Source organism: Solibacillus sp. FSL R5-0449 (genome assembly GCF_037975215.1).
Lineage (GTDB): Bacteria > Bacillota > Bacilli > Bacillales_A > Planococcaceae > Solibacillus.
Genome location: NZ_CP150239.1, coordinates 1,905,650 through 1,924,699 on the forward strand (window position 1 = coordinate 1,905,650; position 19,050 = coordinate 1,924,699).

17 protein-coding genes and 1 riboswitch are annotated in these 19,050 nt (G+C 36.9%); all 17 genes read right to left on the minus strand.

What is annotated here, in order from left to right; genetic code table 11:
• Positions 1-29 precede the first annotated feature (29 nt).
• The 17 genes from MKY27_RS09340 to MKY27_RS09420 all read right to left on the minus strand — a co-directional run bounded on the left by MKY27_RS09340 (position 30) and on the right by MKY27_RS09420 (position 19,050).
• On the minus strand, positions 30-2,525 hold the full coding sequence (locus MKY27_RS09340; protein WP_339194566.1) for an EAL domain-containing protein: 2,496 nt from the start codon (positions 2,523-2,525) through the stop codon (positions 30-32).
• 186 nt (positions 2,526-2,711) lie between these two features.
• Positions 2,712-4,235, minus strand: a complete 1,524-nt coding sequence (locus tag MKY27_RS09345; protein WP_339194568.1) for a long-chain-fatty-acid--CoA ligase — start codon at positions 4,233-4,235, stop codon at positions 2,712-2,714.
• Positions 4,236-4,473: 238 nt separating this feature from the next.
• Positions 4,474-5,070, minus strand: a complete 597-nt coding sequence (locus tag MKY27_RS09350) for a CAP domain-containing protein (RefSeq protein WP_339194571.1) — start codon at positions 5,068-5,070, stop codon at positions 4,474-4,476.
• Positions 5,071-5,563: 493 nt separating this feature from the next.
• A complete protein-coding gene (glpK, locus tag MKY27_RS09355; protein WP_339194574.1) occupies positions 5,564-7,057 on the minus strand; it encodes a glycerol kinase GlpK in 1,494 nt (497 codons plus the stop codon).
• 20 nt (positions 7,058-7,077) lie between these two features.
• Entirely contained in the window at positions 7,078-7,875 is a 798-nt protein-coding gene (locus MKY27_RS09360) for an MIP/aquaporin family protein (protein ID WP_339171345.1), read from the minus strand.
• A gap of 171 nt (positions 7,876-8,046) precedes the next feature.
• On the minus strand, positions 8,047-8,613 hold the full coding sequence (locus MKY27_RS09365; RefSeq protein WP_339194577.1) for a glycerol-3-phosphate responsive antiterminator: 567 nt from the start codon (positions 8,611-8,613) through the stop codon (positions 8,047-8,049).
• 113 nt (positions 8,614-8,726) lie between these two features.
• A complete protein-coding gene (locus tag MKY27_RS09370) occupies positions 8,727-10,370 on the minus strand; it encodes a glycerol-3-phosphate dehydrogenase/oxidase (protein ID WP_339194581.1) in 1,644 nt (547 codons plus the stop codon).
• Between the two features lie 217 nt (positions 10,371-10,587).
• Positions 10,588-10,791, minus strand: a complete 204-nt coding sequence (locus MKY27_RS09375) for a zinc ribbon domain-containing protein (RefSeq protein WP_339171348.1) — start codon at positions 10,789-10,791, stop codon at positions 10,588-10,590.
• Between the two features lie 115 nt (positions 10,792-10,906).
• Entirely contained in the window at positions 10,907-11,287 is a 381-nt protein-coding gene (locus tag MKY27_RS09380) for a DUF4279 domain-containing protein (RefSeq protein WP_339171349.1), read from the minus strand.
• Between the two features lie 100 nt (positions 11,288-11,387).
• The gene (locus MKY27_RS09385; RefSeq protein WP_339194584.1) at positions 11,388-11,867 is read right to left on the minus strand and encodes an NUDIX domain-containing protein; all 480 of its coding nucleotides are present in this window, start codon (positions 11,865-11,867) and stop codon (positions 11,388-11,390) included.
• Between the two features lie 161 nt (positions 11,868-12,028).
• Entirely contained in the window at positions 12,029-12,886 is an 858-nt protein-coding gene (locus MKY27_RS09390) for a PhzF family phenazine biosynthesis protein (protein WP_339194586.1), read from the minus strand.
• A gap of 119 nt (positions 12,887-13,005) precedes the next feature.
• The gene (locus MKY27_RS09395; protein WP_339194588.1) at positions 13,006-14,301 is read right to left on the minus strand and encodes an NCS2 family permease; all 1,296 of its coding nucleotides are present in this window, start codon (positions 14,299-14,301) and stop codon (positions 13,006-13,008) included.
• Positions 14,302-14,411: 110 nt separating this feature from the next.
• Positions 14,412-14,511: riboswitch (purine riboswitch) on the minus strand.
• Positions 14,512-14,984: 473 nt separating this feature from the next.
• Positions 14,985-16,007, minus strand: a complete 1,023-nt coding sequence (locus tag MKY27_RS09400; protein ID WP_339194591.1) for an LCP family protein — start codon at positions 16,005-16,007, stop codon at positions 14,985-14,987.
• Positions 15,997-16,524, minus strand: a complete 528-nt coding sequence (locus tag MKY27_RS09405; RefSeq protein WP_339194593.1) for a sigma-70 family RNA polymerase sigma factor — start codon at positions 16,522-16,524, stop codon at positions 15,997-15,999. The genes MKY27_RS09400 and MKY27_RS09405 overlap by 11 nt, the downstream gene beginning before the upstream one ends.
• 170 nt (positions 16,525-16,694) lie before the next feature.
• Positions 16,695-17,387, minus strand: a complete 693-nt coding sequence (locus MKY27_RS09410) for a polysaccharide deacetylase family protein (RefSeq protein WP_339194596.1) — start codon at positions 17,385-17,387, stop codon at positions 16,695-16,697.
• Positions 17,388-17,433: 46 nt separating this feature from the next.
• Positions 17,434-17,859, minus strand: coding sequence for a DUF4181 domain-containing protein (locus MKY27_RS09415; protein WP_339171369.1), 426 nt, complete (start codon positions 17,857-17,859; stop codon positions 17,434-17,436).
• Positions 17,860-17,910: 51 nt separating this feature from the next.
• Positions 17,911-19,050 (minus strand): collagenase, encoded by a 1,140-nt coding sequence (locus MKY27_RS09420; protein WP_339194599.1) that lies wholly within the window; start codon positions 19,048-19,050, stop codon positions 17,911-17,913.

Here is a 19,050-nt window from a genome sequence, read left to right on the forward strand (position 1 = left end):
AAATACTAGCAGATAATGTTATTGAGATTTCACTTTAAAAACGAATGCTCAAATTCTTCTACCTGGCATGGTTTTCCAAAATAAAAACCTTGAATATATCGGCAATTTTCACCTAGTAGAAAATCCAATTCTTCTTTTGTTTCGACGCCTTCAGCGATGACTTCCAGCTTAAGCAGCTGCGCCATTTTTATCATGGCAGATGTAATTGTGGCGTTTTCCGGTTTATGGGAAATATCCCGGATAAACGATTGATCTATCTTAACTCCATCTATTTTAAATACCTTCAAATAGTTAAATGATGAATACCCCGTTCCAAAATCATCAATAAAAATTTTAACGCCCATTTCATTTAAATCCAACAGTGTTTTCTGAACTGTTTCTTCATTGAGCATTATTGAATTTTCGGTAATTTCAATTTCTAACCATTTCCCCTCTAATTCGTATCGCTCTAATAATTCACTTATTTCTTCAGCAAATCCTTGCTGTAAAAATCGCTTGGAACTAATATTGACACTAATCGGAACGAGGGGCACCCCCGCATTTCGCCATTCTACTAATTGTTCGCACACTCTGTTCTTCATCCATTTTCCGATGGCGATTATTAATCCCGTTTCTTCTGCAATCGGAATAAAGAGGCCAGGCGAAATTAAACCGTGTTCCGGATGGTTCCATCGTACAAGCGCTTCTGCACCCACGACTTTGCCTGTTATTGCATCAACTCTCGGTTGGAGGAAGGCCACCAATTCGTCGTTCATAATTGCTTTTCTTAAATCACGCTCCATTACGAACGACTTGTAATTTTCCTGGTTCATCGAAGAATCATAAATTTGGTACATATTTCGCCCAAACTCTTTCGCCTTATAAAGTGCAACATCCACCCTTTTCAACAGTTCTGTGACATTGGCATCATTCGATGGATAAAAGTCAATTCCGATGCTAGCAGTTAAAAGCAATTCGGAACCTTGTACATAAAAAGGATCTTTTAAGCTTTCTAATATATTTTGTGCAATTTCAATTACTTCATCTTTCGTTTCTACGATCGGGCAAAGCAGCATTAATTCATCGCCGCCCATGCGTGCTACATGAAACTTTTCTTTATACGGATTTGCGTTCAATCTCACTGCAATTTGCTGTAGTAATTCATCACCCACTGCATGGCCCAATGTATCATTTATCGATTTAAATCTATCCAAATCTAAAGATAAAATTGCCATCTTCTTTTGATTCTCTTCCGCCAGTTTTAATGACTCCTGAATTTTTTGTTCCATCCACCGACGATTCGGTAAACCTGTTAGTTCATCATGATGGGCTAAAAATGCATTGCGTTCTAGCACAAGTTTTTCCTCTGTTATATCTTTTCCGATTGCATAGATAACGTCGATTTCATTTTCACTGATCATTGGAACCAATGTAACATTTAAAAATCTTCGCTGTCCGTTGTTCTTTACTTCAAACTCAAATAATTGAACCTCACCTAGTAATACCTTTTCGAAATATGAAGCAATAACCGGGCGTTCTTCTTCCACCGTAATATCGATAATACTCAAGTTTCCAAAAATTGTTTCATCGACTTCGAAAAGTTTCAACGTTTTCGCATTCATATGTAAAATAGTGCCATCTTTATCCAGCATTGTAATGTATTCATAACTGTAATTCATTAAATACTGGTTCCGCTCTTCATTTACTTTCAGTTGCTTTTCAACTTCTCTAAATTGCGAAAAATCGTGTACAGTTCCTACGATTTCTGTAACTACCCCGTTATGGCAGACCGGCTCAATATCAACGAAAATAAGTTTGCCGCCTAATTCAATCTCATACTGTACTTTCTTACCTGTGAGTGCTTTTGTATACAGTCTTTGTTTCATTTTTGCAATGTCTAAATCAAATACATCAAAAGGTGACTTGGATAAAATCATTTCAGCACTCGCTCCGATTTCATCCATCAGTTTACCTTCTGACATCGTATATTTCAGTGTACCGTCCTGTTCTTTTCGCACTTTAAAAATCCCATTTTGCAGATTTTGAAATGTCCGAATAAAATTCATTTTAAATTGTGTTTCCACCTGTTTATTTTCAGTAATATCCGTTTGGAAACTAATGAAATAATATGGCTGCCCTTCCTCATCAAGGATCGGGACGATAATTTCAAATACCCAGTAAACCGTGCCATCCTTCGCTCTATTCTGGATTTCACCACGCCATGTATTACCGCTAATAATTGTTTGCCACATTTGTATGAAAAATTCTTTAGTGTGTGTTCCGGAATTCACTATTCTATGATTTTGACCAATAATTTCTTCTTTTTTATATTTTGAAAGTCGGCAGAAATTATTATTCACATAAAGTATTGTGCCGTCATAATTTGTAATCGTAATATTTGTTGATTCATTCATAGCGTTTAAAATATCATCAAGCATTTTATATACAATGTTAGATTCTTTAATTTTTTTCGTATCAAAAGAAGAGTTTAAAAAATCGCTAATTTCATCTCTAATATTTGATATTTTATTCCTATTAACACTCATATAATCACCTATTATTTCGCAATATTTCTAATTCACTATATTATCCTTTAATAGTTTACTTAATTTAGCCAATTAATGCATCAAACAATTAAGTAAATCATCATGTTACGTCATAATAACTTAAAAAAACTGCACTAAATTGTTAAATATTCCTAACAATTAAGTACAGTTCCATTTTGGTACGATTTAATTTTTTATTTTTTCTTTCCAATTTTCTCTTAATTGATATTTTAATATTTTTCCTGATACATTTCGTGGTAAAGCTTCAACATATATAAACCGGCGCGGCAGTTTATATCCTGCTAATTGATCGCGGCAATACGTTTTAATATCTTCTTCATCGATTTCTATCTCTTCCTTTTTAACGATAACAGCTGTTACCACTTCACCCCATTTCGGATCCGGCAAACCGATGATTGCACACTCCACAATGCCTGGGTATCCATTTAAAATCTGCTCAACTTCAACCGAATAAACATTTTCACCACCTGAGATGATCATGTCCTTTTTACGATCTACAAGGGTAATATAACCCTCATCATCAATCGTTGCTAAATCGCCCGTTAAAAGCCACCCATCCCGGAATGTTTGCGCTGTTTCTTCCGGTTTTTTATAGTATTCTTTCATAACCGATTCGCCGCGCATAATAAATTCTCCAACTTCTCCAGGCAATACGTCTTCCATGTAGTCATTTACGACCCGCACATCCAGGAATGTCATAGCTTTTCCACTTGCACCAAGCTTTGTCTTATGTTCTTCCGGTGTAAGATAAACCCCTCCTGGTCCACCTTCCGTTAAACCACACGCATTGTAGAAACGGTCTGAACCTAAATATTCAACAACCTTTTCAATCATACTCGGTGACATCGGTGCTGCTCCGTACACATACCCTCGAATTGTTGAAAGATCAAAAGTACCTTTTGGAACCATGAAAAATGCGTTATACATAGCAGGCACGCCAAAGAATAGCGTCACTTTATGCTGTTCGATTGCCTTTAATGCTTCTACAGGATGGAAGTCACGCATCATGATAACTGTAGCCCCGGCAAAAAAGCAGGATGTAAGTACCATATTTAATCCTGCCGAATGGAATGCTGGCGCTACGAGTAAATAAACATCATCATAATTTAATTTCATCATGACCATTTGCGCGCTATTCAGATTCGTCACATTCCCGTGTGTAAGCAGTGCCCCTTTTGGCTTGCCTGTTGTACCTGATGTGTATAGAATTTGCGCGGCATCTTCAGCTGTTATTGCCACATCGGGATTTTCGGTTTGGGAAGTATAAATTTCTTTTATTGAGATAACATCATCCTCAGCATCTCCTACACTGTAGATGATCGGCTTTGCAGCAATATTTGCTACCGCATTTTTCACCAATTCAGTTTGATCTGCATCTGTAATAATAGCGATTGAATCCGATTGTTCCACAATATAATTCAGTTCCTTAGCTGTTAGACGGAAGTTAACAGGAACGATGACACCTCCCGCTTTCATAACGGCATATGCGCAAATGACAAACCAATGGGAATTTTTCAAATATAGACTGACTTTATCGCCCTTTTTTAAACCTTGATTGATGAGCCCGTTACTATAGCGATTAATCTCATCATTTAATTCTTTGTAAGTATATGTGCAATCTTCAAATACTAACGCTTTCTTGTCCGGCATTCTACTAGCGTGCGATAAAATCGGTTTTATTAAATCCAAATATTCATCCCCCTAATACTTTCTTAGGAATAATATATTCTGCGAAAAATTATTTATAACTCATATCTTCTATAATATATTTTTGGAGTACATTAGTTTCTCTCATTTTCTAAAAGAATATCCACGCAATTGATACTTCAATCATCTCTCTTGCAAATAAAAAAAGCGCTGATTCTTTTTACAGAATCGCGCTCATTTCAATAGAAGGTATTCATTATTTCTATTTTACTCGATAGTTTTATTTCTTAATAAACATTTGAGTCCAGTAGTTACCATCTGCAACATAACCTACACCAATATGCGTAAATTTCGCATCCATAATGTTAGCGCGGTGGCCTGAACTATTCATCCATGCATCCATTACTTGCGCAGCTGATTTTTGACCTTTTGCAATGTTTTCACCTGCTGCTGTATAGCTGATACCGAATTTTTTCATCATATCAAATGGTGAGCCGTATGTAGGACTTGTATGGCTGAAGTAATTTTTGTCGTGCATATCTTGAGATTTATATTTCGCAACACGTGCTAGCTCCCAATCAATTTTAAGCGGTGCTAATCCTTGCTGTGCACGTTCTTTGTTTACCAGACTTACGACTTGCTCCTCTACCGCTTGTTGTTCATTTTCTGAAATCGTAATTTTCTCTCCGACATAGATCATATCCGGATTTTTTAATGTAGGATTTAAAGCAATTAATTCGCTTAGTCCGATTTGATTTTTAGAAGCAATCTTCCAAAGCGTGTCCCCACTTTTTACTGTATAAGTAGCTGCAGATGCAGTAGCTGGTAGCGCAAATAGCATCATACTAAAGAACAACACGATACTTTTTTTCAACATTGTTAAATCAATCCTTTCTCGTTATCTGTAACAAGCTTACTAGAGAAAAACCGTGATTTCACTAGGGAATGAATGGCGCTTCTTTTGCAAATCCATAACAAACATTACAAATGTGACAATTGTTTGCTGAAACCTAGCAATTTCAGTTATGACGCATTAGCACAGTAAAAAGAGATAATATAGAAGCTAAAGTTAGAAAATTATATAAAAAAACTCGATATCTTTTGATTTATTATTATTATTTCTTACTTTAATTTTTACCTCAGTATTAATAGTGGGAGTCTGTTTCAAATTAAAACTACCGTATTAGTATTTATAAATGCTAAGGAAAAATATGACGTACTAATGGTCAGGTTGGTGAAAATGGAAGAAATTAAGGAAGTTACAGTAAAAGCGATCGTTCAATTACCAGTTGAATAGACCACACAAAAAAGCTGTATGAAAAGCTCACTCACTTTTCATACAGCTTTTATGCATTTATATTGTCAATCTACTATTTAAAAGCCTGTGCTGCCTTAACCGCTTTGCCCCAGCCTGTGTATAAAGCTTCGCGCTCTTCTTCGCCCATCTCCGGCTCAAATTTGTGATCTAAATTCCAGTAGTTTGAGATGTCATCCAATGTCTCCCAATAGCCTACTGCTAAACCTGCCAAATATGCTGCGCCTAAAGCCGTTGTTTCATTTACAACCGGACGATCTACCGGCACATTTAACAGGTCTGACTGGAATTGCATTAAGAAGTTGTTTTTTACTGCGCCGCCGTCTACACGTAATGTGCTTAACGGAATTCCTGAATCCGCTTCCATTGCACTTAACACGTCGCGCGTTTGGTAGGCAAGTGACTCCAGTGTAGCACGAACGAAATGCTCTTTTTCTGTACCGCGTGTTAAGCCGAATACTGCACCGCGCACATCCGAATCCCAATAAGGCGTGCCTAACCCTACAAATGCCGGAACAACATATACACCTTCAGAAGATGTTACACGTGCTGCATATGCTTCACTTTCCTCCGCTTTACGGAACATACGTAAGCCGTCACGCAGCCACTGGATAGCAGAGCCCGCTACGAAGATACTTCCTTCTAGTGCATACGTTACTTTACCGTCTAAGCCCCATGCAATTGTCGTTAATAAACCATGATCAGATTTCACCGCTTTTTCACCTGTGTTCATTAACATAAAGCAACCAGTGCCATATGTATTTTTCACCATTCCTTGCTCAAAGCAAGCTTGCCCGAATAATGCTGCTTGTTGGTCGCCCGCAATACCTGCGATTGGAATTTCCTGACCGAAAAGATTATCTGCATCTGTATGACCGTATACTTCAGAAGAAGGACGAACTTCCGGAAGCATAGAAGCCGGAACTGTTAAAATATCAAGTAGCTCTTCATCCCATTTCAAATCATAAATATTGAACATTAAAGTTCGGGATGCGTTTGAATAATCCGTTACATGCACTTTACCGTTCGTTAATTTCCAAATAATCCATGTATCGATCGTACCGAATAAGAGATCCCCATTTTCCGCTTTTTCACGAGCGCCTTCTACATTGTCTAAAATCCATTTTACTTTTGTTCCTGAGAAGTACGCATCAATGAGCAGCCCTGTTTTATCGCGGAACGTATCATTAAAGCCACGCGCTTTTAAATCTTCGCAAATTCCAGCTGTTTGTCTTGATTGCCAAACGATTGCGTTGTAAATAGGTTGACCTGTATGTTTATCCCATACGACTGTCGTTTCACGCTGGTTTGTAATGCCGATTCCTGCAATTTGATTAGCAAGTATATTTTTCTCTGATAATACTGCAGCAATACAAGATAGCACGGAAGACCAAATTTGTTCCGGGTTATGCTCTACCCAACCTGATTCCGGGAAATATTGAGGGAATTCTTGCTGTGCTGTATGAAATACCGTACCATTTTTATCGAATAAAATTGCCCGAGAACTAGTTGTACCTTGGTCTAGTGCCATCATAAATTTTTCTGTCATCTTCAAATCCTCCTACTCTTCTACTCTTCTACTTTCGATACTGTCATTTGTGCAGCTACAAACACCGCCGCTACTACTACACTGAAAATCCAGAATAATGCTGCATCTGCTCCATTCCAGATGAAGCTGAAGAATACTGCCCCGTAAACACCACCGATAATCGGTGCAACTACAGGTACCCATGCATACCACCAAGCGGAATCTCCTTTACCTGGTATCGGTAAAATCGCGTGGGCAATACGTGGACCTAAGTCACGGGCCGGGTTAATCGCATAACCTGTTGGACCACCCAATGCCATACCAATGACAACAATTAAAATACCAACTAAAAATGGATTTAGTCCTGATGTTATTTCGTTTGTACCTAACGCTAAAATCCCTAATACTAATGCGAATGTGCCGACCATCTCAGCAATCATGTTCGATGGAATATGTTTTACTGCTGGAGTTGTTGAGAATACGCCAAGTTTTGCCCCTTTGTCTTTTGTGCCTTTCCAATGCGGTAAATAAACAAAGTACACTAACACAGCACCTAAAAACGCTCCAAGTAATTGCGCGACGATAAACAATGGTACATCTGCCCATGCAAAGTTTCCGATTGTTGCTAGAGCAATTGTTAATGCCGGGTTTAAGTGCGCTCCGCTAATGCCTCCTACTGCATAAGCTGCCATCGCTACGGCAAAGCCCCATGCAAAAGTGATTACAACCCAACCGCCACCTTCACCTTTTGACTTGTGCAATGAAACACCTGCTACTACGCCGCCACCGAATAATATTAGCAGCATCGTGCCGACTAACTCGGCTGTAAATGTTGACATTCCATAACCTCCTTAGCTCATGTATATTCCGTTAATAAAATACTTAGAAGAGAAAAAAAGTCCGCAAGTAACAATTGTTTTACGAATTCACGTAAAACAATGTACATGCGGACTCCTTTACTCAACCACGTATTTATCGACTTAGTAATCATAATAGTTTGAAATTATCCATTAGTCAACAACTTTTTGAAAACGTTTCCACAATTCTTTGTTTGACGTAGTAATGGCAATTGCACCTGCATCAAATGCCTGCTTAATTTGCTCGTCCGTCCGAATTAGACCACCAGTAATAACGGGTATGCCTGTTTGCGTATAGACTTCGTTAATCATTTCCGGGATAACACCCGGGAGCAATTCAATAAAGTCCGGTGACGTTTGTTCCAGCAGTGAATAGCTTTTTTCAAGCGCAATCGTATCGATTAAAAAAACACGTTGAATCGCTAAAATACCGCGTGATTTCGCTTTTAAAATCATATTGGAACGTGTAGAAATAATGCCTGCAGGACGTATATCGTTACACAAGAAATCCGCGGCGAAATTATCCGTCTTCAAGCCGTGAATTAGATCCGCATGAATAATTAATTTTTTTCCATGACGATCGGCTTCTTGTTTAAGCGAGCGTAGATGGCTTAAATGCACTTCAAGCAATACGATATATTCAAACTCACTTTTTACTACTTTATCAAACTGTTTAATCGTTCGGGCAGCAGGAATAATTTTCTGATCATTAAACGGCATAACATCCTCCTATATTAAGAAATCTGTTTATATTAATATGGCTCATCGAGTGCGTTAATTCAAATCTCCCACGCCTTCGATGAGCCAAAATTATATCACAATATTATTTTACATTATTTTGCCGTTGTTGCACGCTTAATTTCAATGTTCAACAGTTCTGTAAACTCCGTTAATTGGGCATCTGTCCAATTTAACTGTTGGGCCAGCTGTGCAATGACAGCATCTTTATATGCCATTACTGAATCGATATTAAAGAACATATTCCCCGTACGGCGCACAAAGAAATCGACAGGTGTCGTCACAAGCTCATGCTCGATGCCATATTGAAGCTGTGCAAATAAAGCTTTCGGCATCGTGTCGTTTGCTTTCTCCATATAGCTAAATACTTTTTCAACATTCGAGCCGTAGTGCTGAGCCAAGTGAGCTGCATCTTCTTTCGTTAAGCCCGCTTTCACACCTAACTCAGTCTTTTTCGAAATATATGTTTCGATATGTTTTGAGCCGCCTACTTCACCGCCTGAAATCGGGATGTTTTTAGTAATACAAGGCTTGCTCTCTATACCGAATTCTGCTTTTAAACTTGCTGAAATTTTATTTACAACGGCTTCTGCCATTTTACGATAGCCTGTTAATTTACCGCCTGCGATTGTAACGAGGCCAGAAGCCGATTCCCATACTTCATCATGACGGGAAATTTCAGATGGCCCTTTTCCTTCTTCATGAATTAACGGACGTACGCCAGCCCAGCTTGACTCAATATCCGCATCCGTTACTTTTACATTCGGGAACATATAGTGGATGGCGTTCATGATGTAATCGCGATCGGATTGTTCGATATCCATATTGCGCGGATCCCCTTCATAAAATGTATCTGTCGTACCAACATACGTTTTACCGTTACGCGGAATCGCAAATACCATTCGGCCATCCGGTGTATCAAAATAAACCGCCTGTTTTAACGGGAATTTCGATTCATCAAATACGATGTGAACACCTTTCGATAAAATTAAATGCTTACCGCTTGTTTTGCCTTCAATGCTACGTACATCATCAACCCATGGACCCGCTGCGTTCACGACTTTCTTCGCATGAATTTGAATTGTTTCATCTGTTAGTAAATCAGTTGCTTCAATGCCAATAATTTTTTTTGCATCATTATATAAAAAGCCTGAAGCTTTCGTGTAGTTCGCTAAAACGGCACCTTTTTCAATCGAGGTTTTTGCAACTTCGATCGTTAAGCGTGCATCATCAGTACGATATTCAACATAAACACCGCCACCTAATAAATCGGCTTGTTTAACCAATGGCTCTTTTTCTAAAGTTTGCGCACTATTTAGCATGTAGCGGCGTTCTGATTTTTTTACCCCAGCCAGGAAATCGTACACACGTAATCCAACAGATGTAGAGAATTTACCGAATGTACCACCCTTATGGAACGGTAATAGCATCCATACAGGTGTTGTTACGTGTGGACCATTTTCATACACGATCGCACGCTCTTTACCTAACTCGGCTACTTCTTTAATTTCAAATTGTTTTAAATAGCGTAAACCGCCGTGGACTAATTTTGTTGAGCGGCTCGATGTACCTGCCGCAAAATCCTGCATTTCCACTAATGCGACCGACAAACCGCGCGTAATGGCATCAAGTGCGATTCCCACACCTGTAATACCGCCTCCGATAACTAAAACGTCATATTCTTTGCTTTGTAAATCATTCATGATGACTGAACGTTGTAATGATGAAGCTGTTGACATAATGTTTCCTCCTTATTGTAGACAAAAAAAGAGAGACCTTAAAGCACCACACAAATATCGCTTTGTGCGTTCTTTAAGGTCTCTCTTTAACTCAAACCGGTCTATTAACTTGACCTTATCTTAACGCCACAGAAGAAAAAATGCAAGACATTTACATGATTAGTTCTGATTTAAATCATTTAGACTCCGGTAAGTTTTTAAATAGCAGTTTTGTTTTTTAACCAAAAAACAGGTCCAAAATATTTGATGCTGAAGACGACTTTTTATTATAGAACTCAGAATATCCACAGTTATTGCAGTAAACGACAATAAACTGATTGTGTTGAACATCAAACATTTTCGATAACCCCGTACCAGTCATCGCCACTTCCTTCTTGCTCGCATCCTTACTTCCACATTTTAAACAGCCTTTTTCAGACATATATATTCCCCTCTCCAACTAAACGATTTGTTATAGTTTATACGGAATCGGGGACATAAAAGTTTCAGTAATTAGGAGTAAGCAACAATAATTAGAAACCCATTAAAACACCTTTCTAATCGGCAAAATTATAAATATCGAATTCAAATTCTCCATTTACCCGATTGGCAAATTCAATTGCTTTATTATTCATAACAAGCCTTCGTGTAGGCTCACGATTAAAACAAACAACCGTAACTAATTTACATTTCAGATTGTAGGTATCTACATATTTTTTAATAATATCTATTGAGTTATATAGTATATTTACTATGGTGTGAATTTGTTCCTCAGGGTAGTTAGTCATTTTGTAATCGAGCCCGTACTCCCATGCCGTTTCAAATCTTATATGTTTTGTTTTACCTCGAATAACTTCCTCACCTTTTTTGTATGCTTCTGTTGGAATGATTCCAATTTCTCTCGTGAATTCTTCCAAAGGAAAATCCTCGCCAAACAAAGTGAAGTAGGCTCTCGTTTCAGTATAATAATCAGCTATTAGATAACCCCTCCATTTTATTATTTTATATATTTCTGAGAATATTTTATCAAACTGACATTCACTTCAAATATAGTTTCTCCAGGCTGTAATCCTCAATCAATTCAATATTTCTTTTATTATCAATATAGTTCTTTATTTGATTTTTGATATTTGGAATGAGCAAGATTGAATCCAATTGTTCTATAGAAATCCATTTCACCGCCGTTTGATTTGGATCTGGATTTTCGGGTAATTTCGGGACCGATTGATTCTTTAATGTACATTCAAATATAAGATGAAGTCCATGTTTCCCATTTTCATCATAATCACCCGATTGCTTATGCGGTGGAAATTCATAAATCAATGCTAACGGACCAACCTCAACTTCTGCCGTAGTTTCTTCAAGCACTTCTCTTGCGACACCCTCCATTATTGTTTCACCGGGTTCAAGTCCCCCGCCCGGTAAATTATAATGGATCCCGTTGTCATCATACTCGACTAAAAGTAACGAATTATTTTCGATGATCAATGCTGTACATCGTATTCTTACATGAGACATTTTCCCACCTCTTTTACTTTTCCATTTACTATCCTTATAAATATTAACATAATTATCCAAACGCCATTCGATTTTCAATTCCCGATTCAATATAAAAAACGAGCATGATCCTTGTAGCAGGTTCATGCTCGAAAATTTGATATCGATATTTTCTAAAATCCTTAGTAAATTTCCCCTTTTGTCAGTATAGTAGCATTTCCGCCTACCATAACTAAAGGATTATTCTTATTTACCAATTTCGTAATAATGCGAGAAGGTCTATCCATACTGTATCCTTGAAGAAAAATGTATTCTTCGTTAAATTCATTTAACACATTGTGATGAAAAAGATAATATGTTAATGCTCCATTTGAAGTTCCTGTTGCGGCTTCTTCGTCAATCCCATAGAGCGGACAAAAGTTTCTACTTATTGCTACACCTTCATTTGTATCAAGCGTAAATGCATGGACACCGCCTACTTTATTGACCTTTGTATATTCAGCAAGTGCTTTAAAATCAGGTTTTAGCGCATTTAAAGCTTCATTAGTTTTTATAGGCAGCATAATATCCCAAAGCCCTGTGCTTGCAGCTTGAGGAATCAAGTTAAAACCTGCACATCCTATTTGGCTTTTATCTATATTAAAAAGTTCAGCCAAATATTCATAATCATCAAATGTTTTCCCCAGTTTAGGTTTCGCTTGCTCCATCATTATAAATGATTGATTGACCTCAACAGATAGTGTTCCAGCAAGTGTTCCCATCATATATGTATGATTATTTTCAACAGCCTGGCTTTCCAACAATGCTTTAAAAGAAGCAATCGTAGCATGTCCGCATAGTTCTACTTGTGAAGTTGGTGTAAAAAACTTTATTTCAAATGTTTGAGCGTTTATTTTTTTAATAAAAGCTGTCTCCGAAAAGCGAACTTCCGCAGCAAATTTCTGCATAAACTCTTCGTCTAAATCTTCATGGATTACAACGCCTGCTGGATTTCCACCAAATTTTGTTTCGGTAAAAGCATCAATTACGTAATATAACAAGTTTGATTCACCCCTCAATAACTAATCTAAATTCAATTCCATGAAACAATTATAAAGTAAAAAGACATAGATTAGCTGAACTAACCTATGTCTTTTAAAACATTAATTTTGTAGCCCATTTATACAATAAATGCAAAGTATAAAAGGAATAACAGGCAAAGCACATACATGATCGGGTGGATTTCTTTAGCGCGCTTTTGTGCGATAAGACAAATCGGATACAGCACAAAACCTAACCCAATTCCGATAACTACACTGGAAGTCAGCGGCATCATAATAATCGTTAAAAATGCCGGAATGACAATTTCTAACTTTGTCCAGTTAATTCGACGGATTTCCATCGCCATCAATGCACCGACAATAATTAATGCAGCAGATGTTACTTCCACAGAAATAACGCTAACAAGTGGTGAGAAGAATAATGCGATGACGAAACATGCTGCAATAACGACTGATGTAAAGCCGGTTTTACCTCCAACTGCAATACCCGCAGAAGATTCAACGCTTGTGGCAGGTGTTGACGTACCTAATACCGCTCCAATTACACCGGCAGCTGAATCGGCAAGTAACCCTTTGCCGATATTCGGAATTTTATTGTCTTTCATCATGCCTGCTTGGCTTGTCAGTCCAATTAATGCACCTGCTGTGTCAAAGAAAGCGACAATTAGGAACGTGAAAATAACTGTCAGGATTTCTGCTGTAAAAATTTCATCTAAATGACCAAACACGACACCAAATGTCGGTTCAAGGCTTGGGATACTACCAATGATTGAAGAAGGTACTTCGATCTTACCGAACAGCATCCCGATAATTGTAGTAATAACCATTGCGTAGAAAATACCGCCGTTGATGCCTTTAACTAGCATAATGATTGTAAGGAAAATACCTAGGATCGCTAATAACGTCATCGGTGATGTTAAATCACCAATCGCCACAAATGTATCCGGATTACCAACGATAATGCCACCGTTTTTTAATCCGACAAATGTAATGAAAAATCCAATACCAGAAGCAATCGCGAACTTTAAATCACTCGGAATAATGTTAATAATTTTTTCACGGATTTTAAATAAACTTAAAATCAGGAAGATGATACCGGCAACAAATACACCTGTTAAAGTAACTTGCCAATCAATTCCCATTCCAATACAAACGGTAAAAGTAAAGAATGAGTTTAATCCCATACTTGGTGCAATAGCGATCGGGAAGTTCGCAAGGATACCCATTAACAATGTACCGATAATTGCAGTAAGCGCAGTTGCAGTAAATACTGCACCATGATCCATGCCGGATTGACTTAGAATAATAGGGTTGACGATTAAAATATAGGCAATTGATAAGAATGTCGTAATCCCAGCAAGTGTTTCGGTTTTATACGAAGTACCCCGTTCTGCAAATTTGAAAAAGTTTTTCATGTTGTACTCTCCTAGTTGCTATTTCGATAGCAATTAATTTATTATCCTAGAATAAAAAAAGCTTTGACCAATATAGGCCAAAGCTTCTCTACAAAATGGAATAAAAATAAAATTTATTTCCCATTCCTTGTAGTCAGCTATTATCGGTAGCTGGTAGAAACTTTCAAGCCATCTTCTTGAATTTATACAAGGTATATTAGATTTTCTAAAAACAATAGTAGAATAATATCAACTTAAATTTAAACCGTCAATAGAATCAATAACAATATTTTTTTGTTTTAATAATATATAAATATTCAAAAAAGAGCAAAAAATCAGTACTCATCCTAACCTGCTAAGTTAGTCGATAAATCAATTCGTCATGACATAAATTAACACAGATAGCCATTAGAACTATAAAAAAGTGATCCATTAAATAAATCAATTAAAATGAGGCTGGAACATAACCCAGAAATGCTATTTTTCTCTAAGAGAAAAATAGCATTTCTTTGCTGAGCGTTAAAATTGATTTCCATTCCGGGACGCTTTCCGCGGGCGTGGCCTGAGCCTGTAGTCTCAGGCGTCACGCTATTCCCGCAGGAGTCGCCCTCCATTCCAATCAATTTTGCTATATATCCATTTCTTAATAAAGGCTTTCCTTTTATTTAGCAATAATTCTATTATGTCCTGGCCTCTTTCATTTATTATTTAAAGGTAGTTAACTCTTTCGTTACTGCATTTAAAAACTCCTCATCTAACCTGTAAATGTGTTGGCCTTCCGTATTATTTATTGTAATTGCATCATCGATCATTCCGCCGCTTAAAGATATTTGTTGGAAAGCTCTAATATCCTTATCTAACAACTGCATATCGCTTAATGAATTTGCAAATGATACTTTCAACTTATTTGGTGAGGTTTCATTTTCCGCTTTATCTATTACTGCTTCCATCAGCTTTAAAAGGTTCCCTTCATCAAGGTTGTTCGGTTCTGTAGCAGCCATCATTAATGCTATAACTCCTTCTCCATTTAATTGATTGGCGCCTTTTTTAAATTCTATTGTCCCTTGAGTTATCCCTCTTACTGTCATATCATCCTGCAAATGATACTCTACTCCGCCAATAGAATCAATGAAAGAAGAAAAACTCCTCAGTTCAATCACTGCATGGTGATCAATCGGTATATCAAAAAGTTTAGAGACAATTGTTCTCACATTTTTAGCTCCCCCGTAATTATACGCAAATAACAGTTTGCCGTTTAAAGTAGTCTCTTCATCTTGTTCAGCGACAGGTACATATGTATCATAAGGAATCGATACTACTTTCACCATATTTTTGTCTGTACTGTATGAAAGTAAAAGGTTGAGGTAAATTCGATCATCCATTTCTTCAGACTTAACCGTAATTAATGTCGTTAACACTTTTGCCTCTTCTGTTCCTGTAGTGCCTGTAACAGTGGGATTTGCTTCTTTATTTAAACTAACGCTACTTGTTTCATTAGTCATATTCCCAGGAAGCATTGACGGAAGGAATAAAAATAAACATAGGCCTACAATGAAAAAAGCAGATGTAAGCGGGATCGCTTTTCTTAGTGGACTTACATATTTTTGGGGGATATTATTTTTCTGTGAGTTATGGATTCTTTTGAATACTTCATTCCGGTCCTCTTTAGTAAATTTCAATTCTTGATCTAAATTGTTAGCTTCCCTTCTAAATCGATTATCTTCCATTAAGTTCCGCCTCCTTTATCATCGGTTCTAACCGATGTTTCGCTCTTCTTAATCGCGTCTTCACAGTATTCACAGAGATATCCAATACACCGGCAATTTCTTCTGTGTTTAATGAATTATAATAGTAAAGATAAACAACTTCCCGATAGATTTTAGGAAGAGATAGAATGATATCTTTAATTTCTTCATCTTTATATTTATCAATTACGGTTTTTTCTATTGATGGTAGTACAGCTTTGGTTGTTTCATTTATAAAACTTTTAACCTGTACCATTTTATAGTGCCAACTTTTCAAATAATCTTTGCATTCATTGATGGTTATACGATAAAGCCATGTTTTGATTTGCGCCTCAAATCGATAGGATTCCAGGTTGTTATAACATTTTATAAATGTATTTTGAACAAGGTCCTTCGCAACTTCTTTATCTCTCACATAGGAAAATGCAAGCCGCACCAGCTCAGTCCCATATTCAATCATTATTTTTTCTAGTAAATAATCCTTTTCTTCACTGTCCAATGTACTGCCCCCCTTACTAATCATTATCAATTCTGCTATTAGACGATTGCCAATGCTATATAGGTTCAAATTCCAAAAAATACTTTGTTATACAATTATAAAAACCTGTACCGTAGATTATCGAGTAATCAAAGATACAGGTCTTATAAATTTCTGTGCTATCAAAGAGATCATAATGCCTGAAGTTCATCCACTGTTACAAACCGATACCCTTCATTCTTTAGTTCTTGTAAAATCGTTTCGACAACTTGTAATGTCTCGCCGGTTTGATCATACATTGGATGCAGTAAAATAATCGAGCCCGGTTCAATGTTCTCCAGTACATAACTGATTTTTTCATTTACACTTGTATAATACGTTTCCGGATCCAACGACCACATGATGGTTTCCTTATTATGTTTGTTTAAATAATAAGGCAGGCCAATGAATTTTTTGCCGTAAGGTGGGCGAAAATCAATTTCCTCGGTGTACCCAATGCTTCTGATCAGCTCATCCGTTTTTTCTATTTCCTCTTTAATAAAAGAAGGCGATTTTAATACCATTCTTTTGTGGGAATACGTGTGATTCCCAATTTGATGCCCTGCTTCGAATAATTTTTTTGCTTCTTCAGGGTGTTTTTCGATTTCATTACCGATAAGGAAAAACGTAGCTTTCGCATTGTATTCATCCAGCAAAGGCAAAAGCTGATCCACATTCTTCGTCGGCCCATCATCAAAAGTTAAAGCGATAACCTTCTCCTCTGTTTCCGCGTGGTAGGTCAACGCACCAAATAATTGAAAGGTTCTCAGTTTCGTAACTTGGAACAGCCCTGCAAGTATAAGAACGATTAAAATAACCGCTATTATTAACTTCTTCTTTTTCATCAGTGATTCCTTTCTCAATAAGCTTTAAGCGAAAAAGTATACGTATTTACTCCCATGCCAGCAAGCCAAAAAAATCTGTCGAAAACATTGCGATTAAAAATAGCGAGATGACTACTAATTGTACAGATGTAAAAATATAATCATTTTTGTTTGCAGCATATCTTTTCTCCATAACAATCCTGACCAGTTCAGTTACAAAAATTAATCCAAACAAAAGGATATATGGTTGCAAAAACCAAATGTGCTTTGAAGGATCTTCACTGACGTTAAAGAAAAAACCAACTAGCATAACGACTATAAAAGTAATTCTAATAGTCCAATCCATTTTTTTATGTTTTTTATTTACAAAGTGATTGGAGAAAAACTCTTTCTTCTCCACGTTTAGCCATTTTCTTAAAAACTTATTCATAATAAATAGTACAAGTCCAAAGATGGACAATATTAAAATTAGACTAGTAAAAAAATTTCCCATGATTAATTACCCCACATTCTTGCCGACTAGATAGTTTTATTTAATCTCTAACTATAGCTCTTCTGATGTAAGTATCTTTTCAGCCTCCCTTTCATATAACTCCAGATCATAATGATAGGCTTTTCCAAAATAACGACCTTTTTCAATCAGTTTGGCAGCTATTGAATGTTCGCCTGCTTCTTGAAATTGTACCGCAAAATATAAATAATCATTGGGGTTAAACAATAGTTGGTCAAGTGAATCCAAATACGTTTTCGCCAAACTTATTTCATTTAACTCAATTGCAGCGGAAACGAGGTATGGCAAAATAAATGGAGAATATGGGTTAATGCTCGCTTGATTAGCCAATAGTTGTTCACCCGTTTCGAGTACCTTTTCCGGCTCTGAAAGTTGATCGGCCAATAGATCGATTTTATTTTTATTTAAGCGAAAGTTATCATGGTACTCGGCATAGTTTTCATCCGTTACTTCTTCAAAAGCTGCTGAAAAATCACCCGACGTCTTATAAGATGAGATAATTTGAGTTATGACATCTTCATCATATGATTCAATTAAATCAAAAATGGCATAAAAGCCTTGAAGGTAGATTGTATTGACATTCCCACTGTTAATTTCATGTAATTTATCAAATGGGAAAGTATTGAAGTAATATGTATAAAAAGTTGGCAAAGCCTGTTCGATTTTAAACGAAAAGTATTCCGCTATTCCCTCGGTGAACCATGCAGGTATTTCCTGAATCGAAATGCCATTCTCGCTTAAGTATAAATCAAATAAAAAATGACTATATTCATGGACAGCTGTATACGATGAAAACTGCGCATTTTCCCCATTTATGAAGATTATCCCCATATTATCTATATATACTCCAGTGTTTGCCCCCATCTTTTCGTGACCTTTATATCCAGGTAGTGTAACGAAAATAGGCAGCGAATTATGTGTCTTAAAGTCCATTTTAAAAATGTCTTGTGCCAACTGTTTTGTCGGTTCTATCCGGTCAAGAACGGCTTCTGTATCAAACAAAACTTCCTGTGCCCTATAAATTGTTATATCACCGTCTTTTGTTTTTGCATAATCCTCATCAAATTTAAAAAATTGTTCAAAAGCTACTTGCTGGTTGAAGTAGATATAACTGCTAGCACCTAAAGCAACAATTAAGAACAATATGGCTACGACTGTTTTACTTTTTTTCAT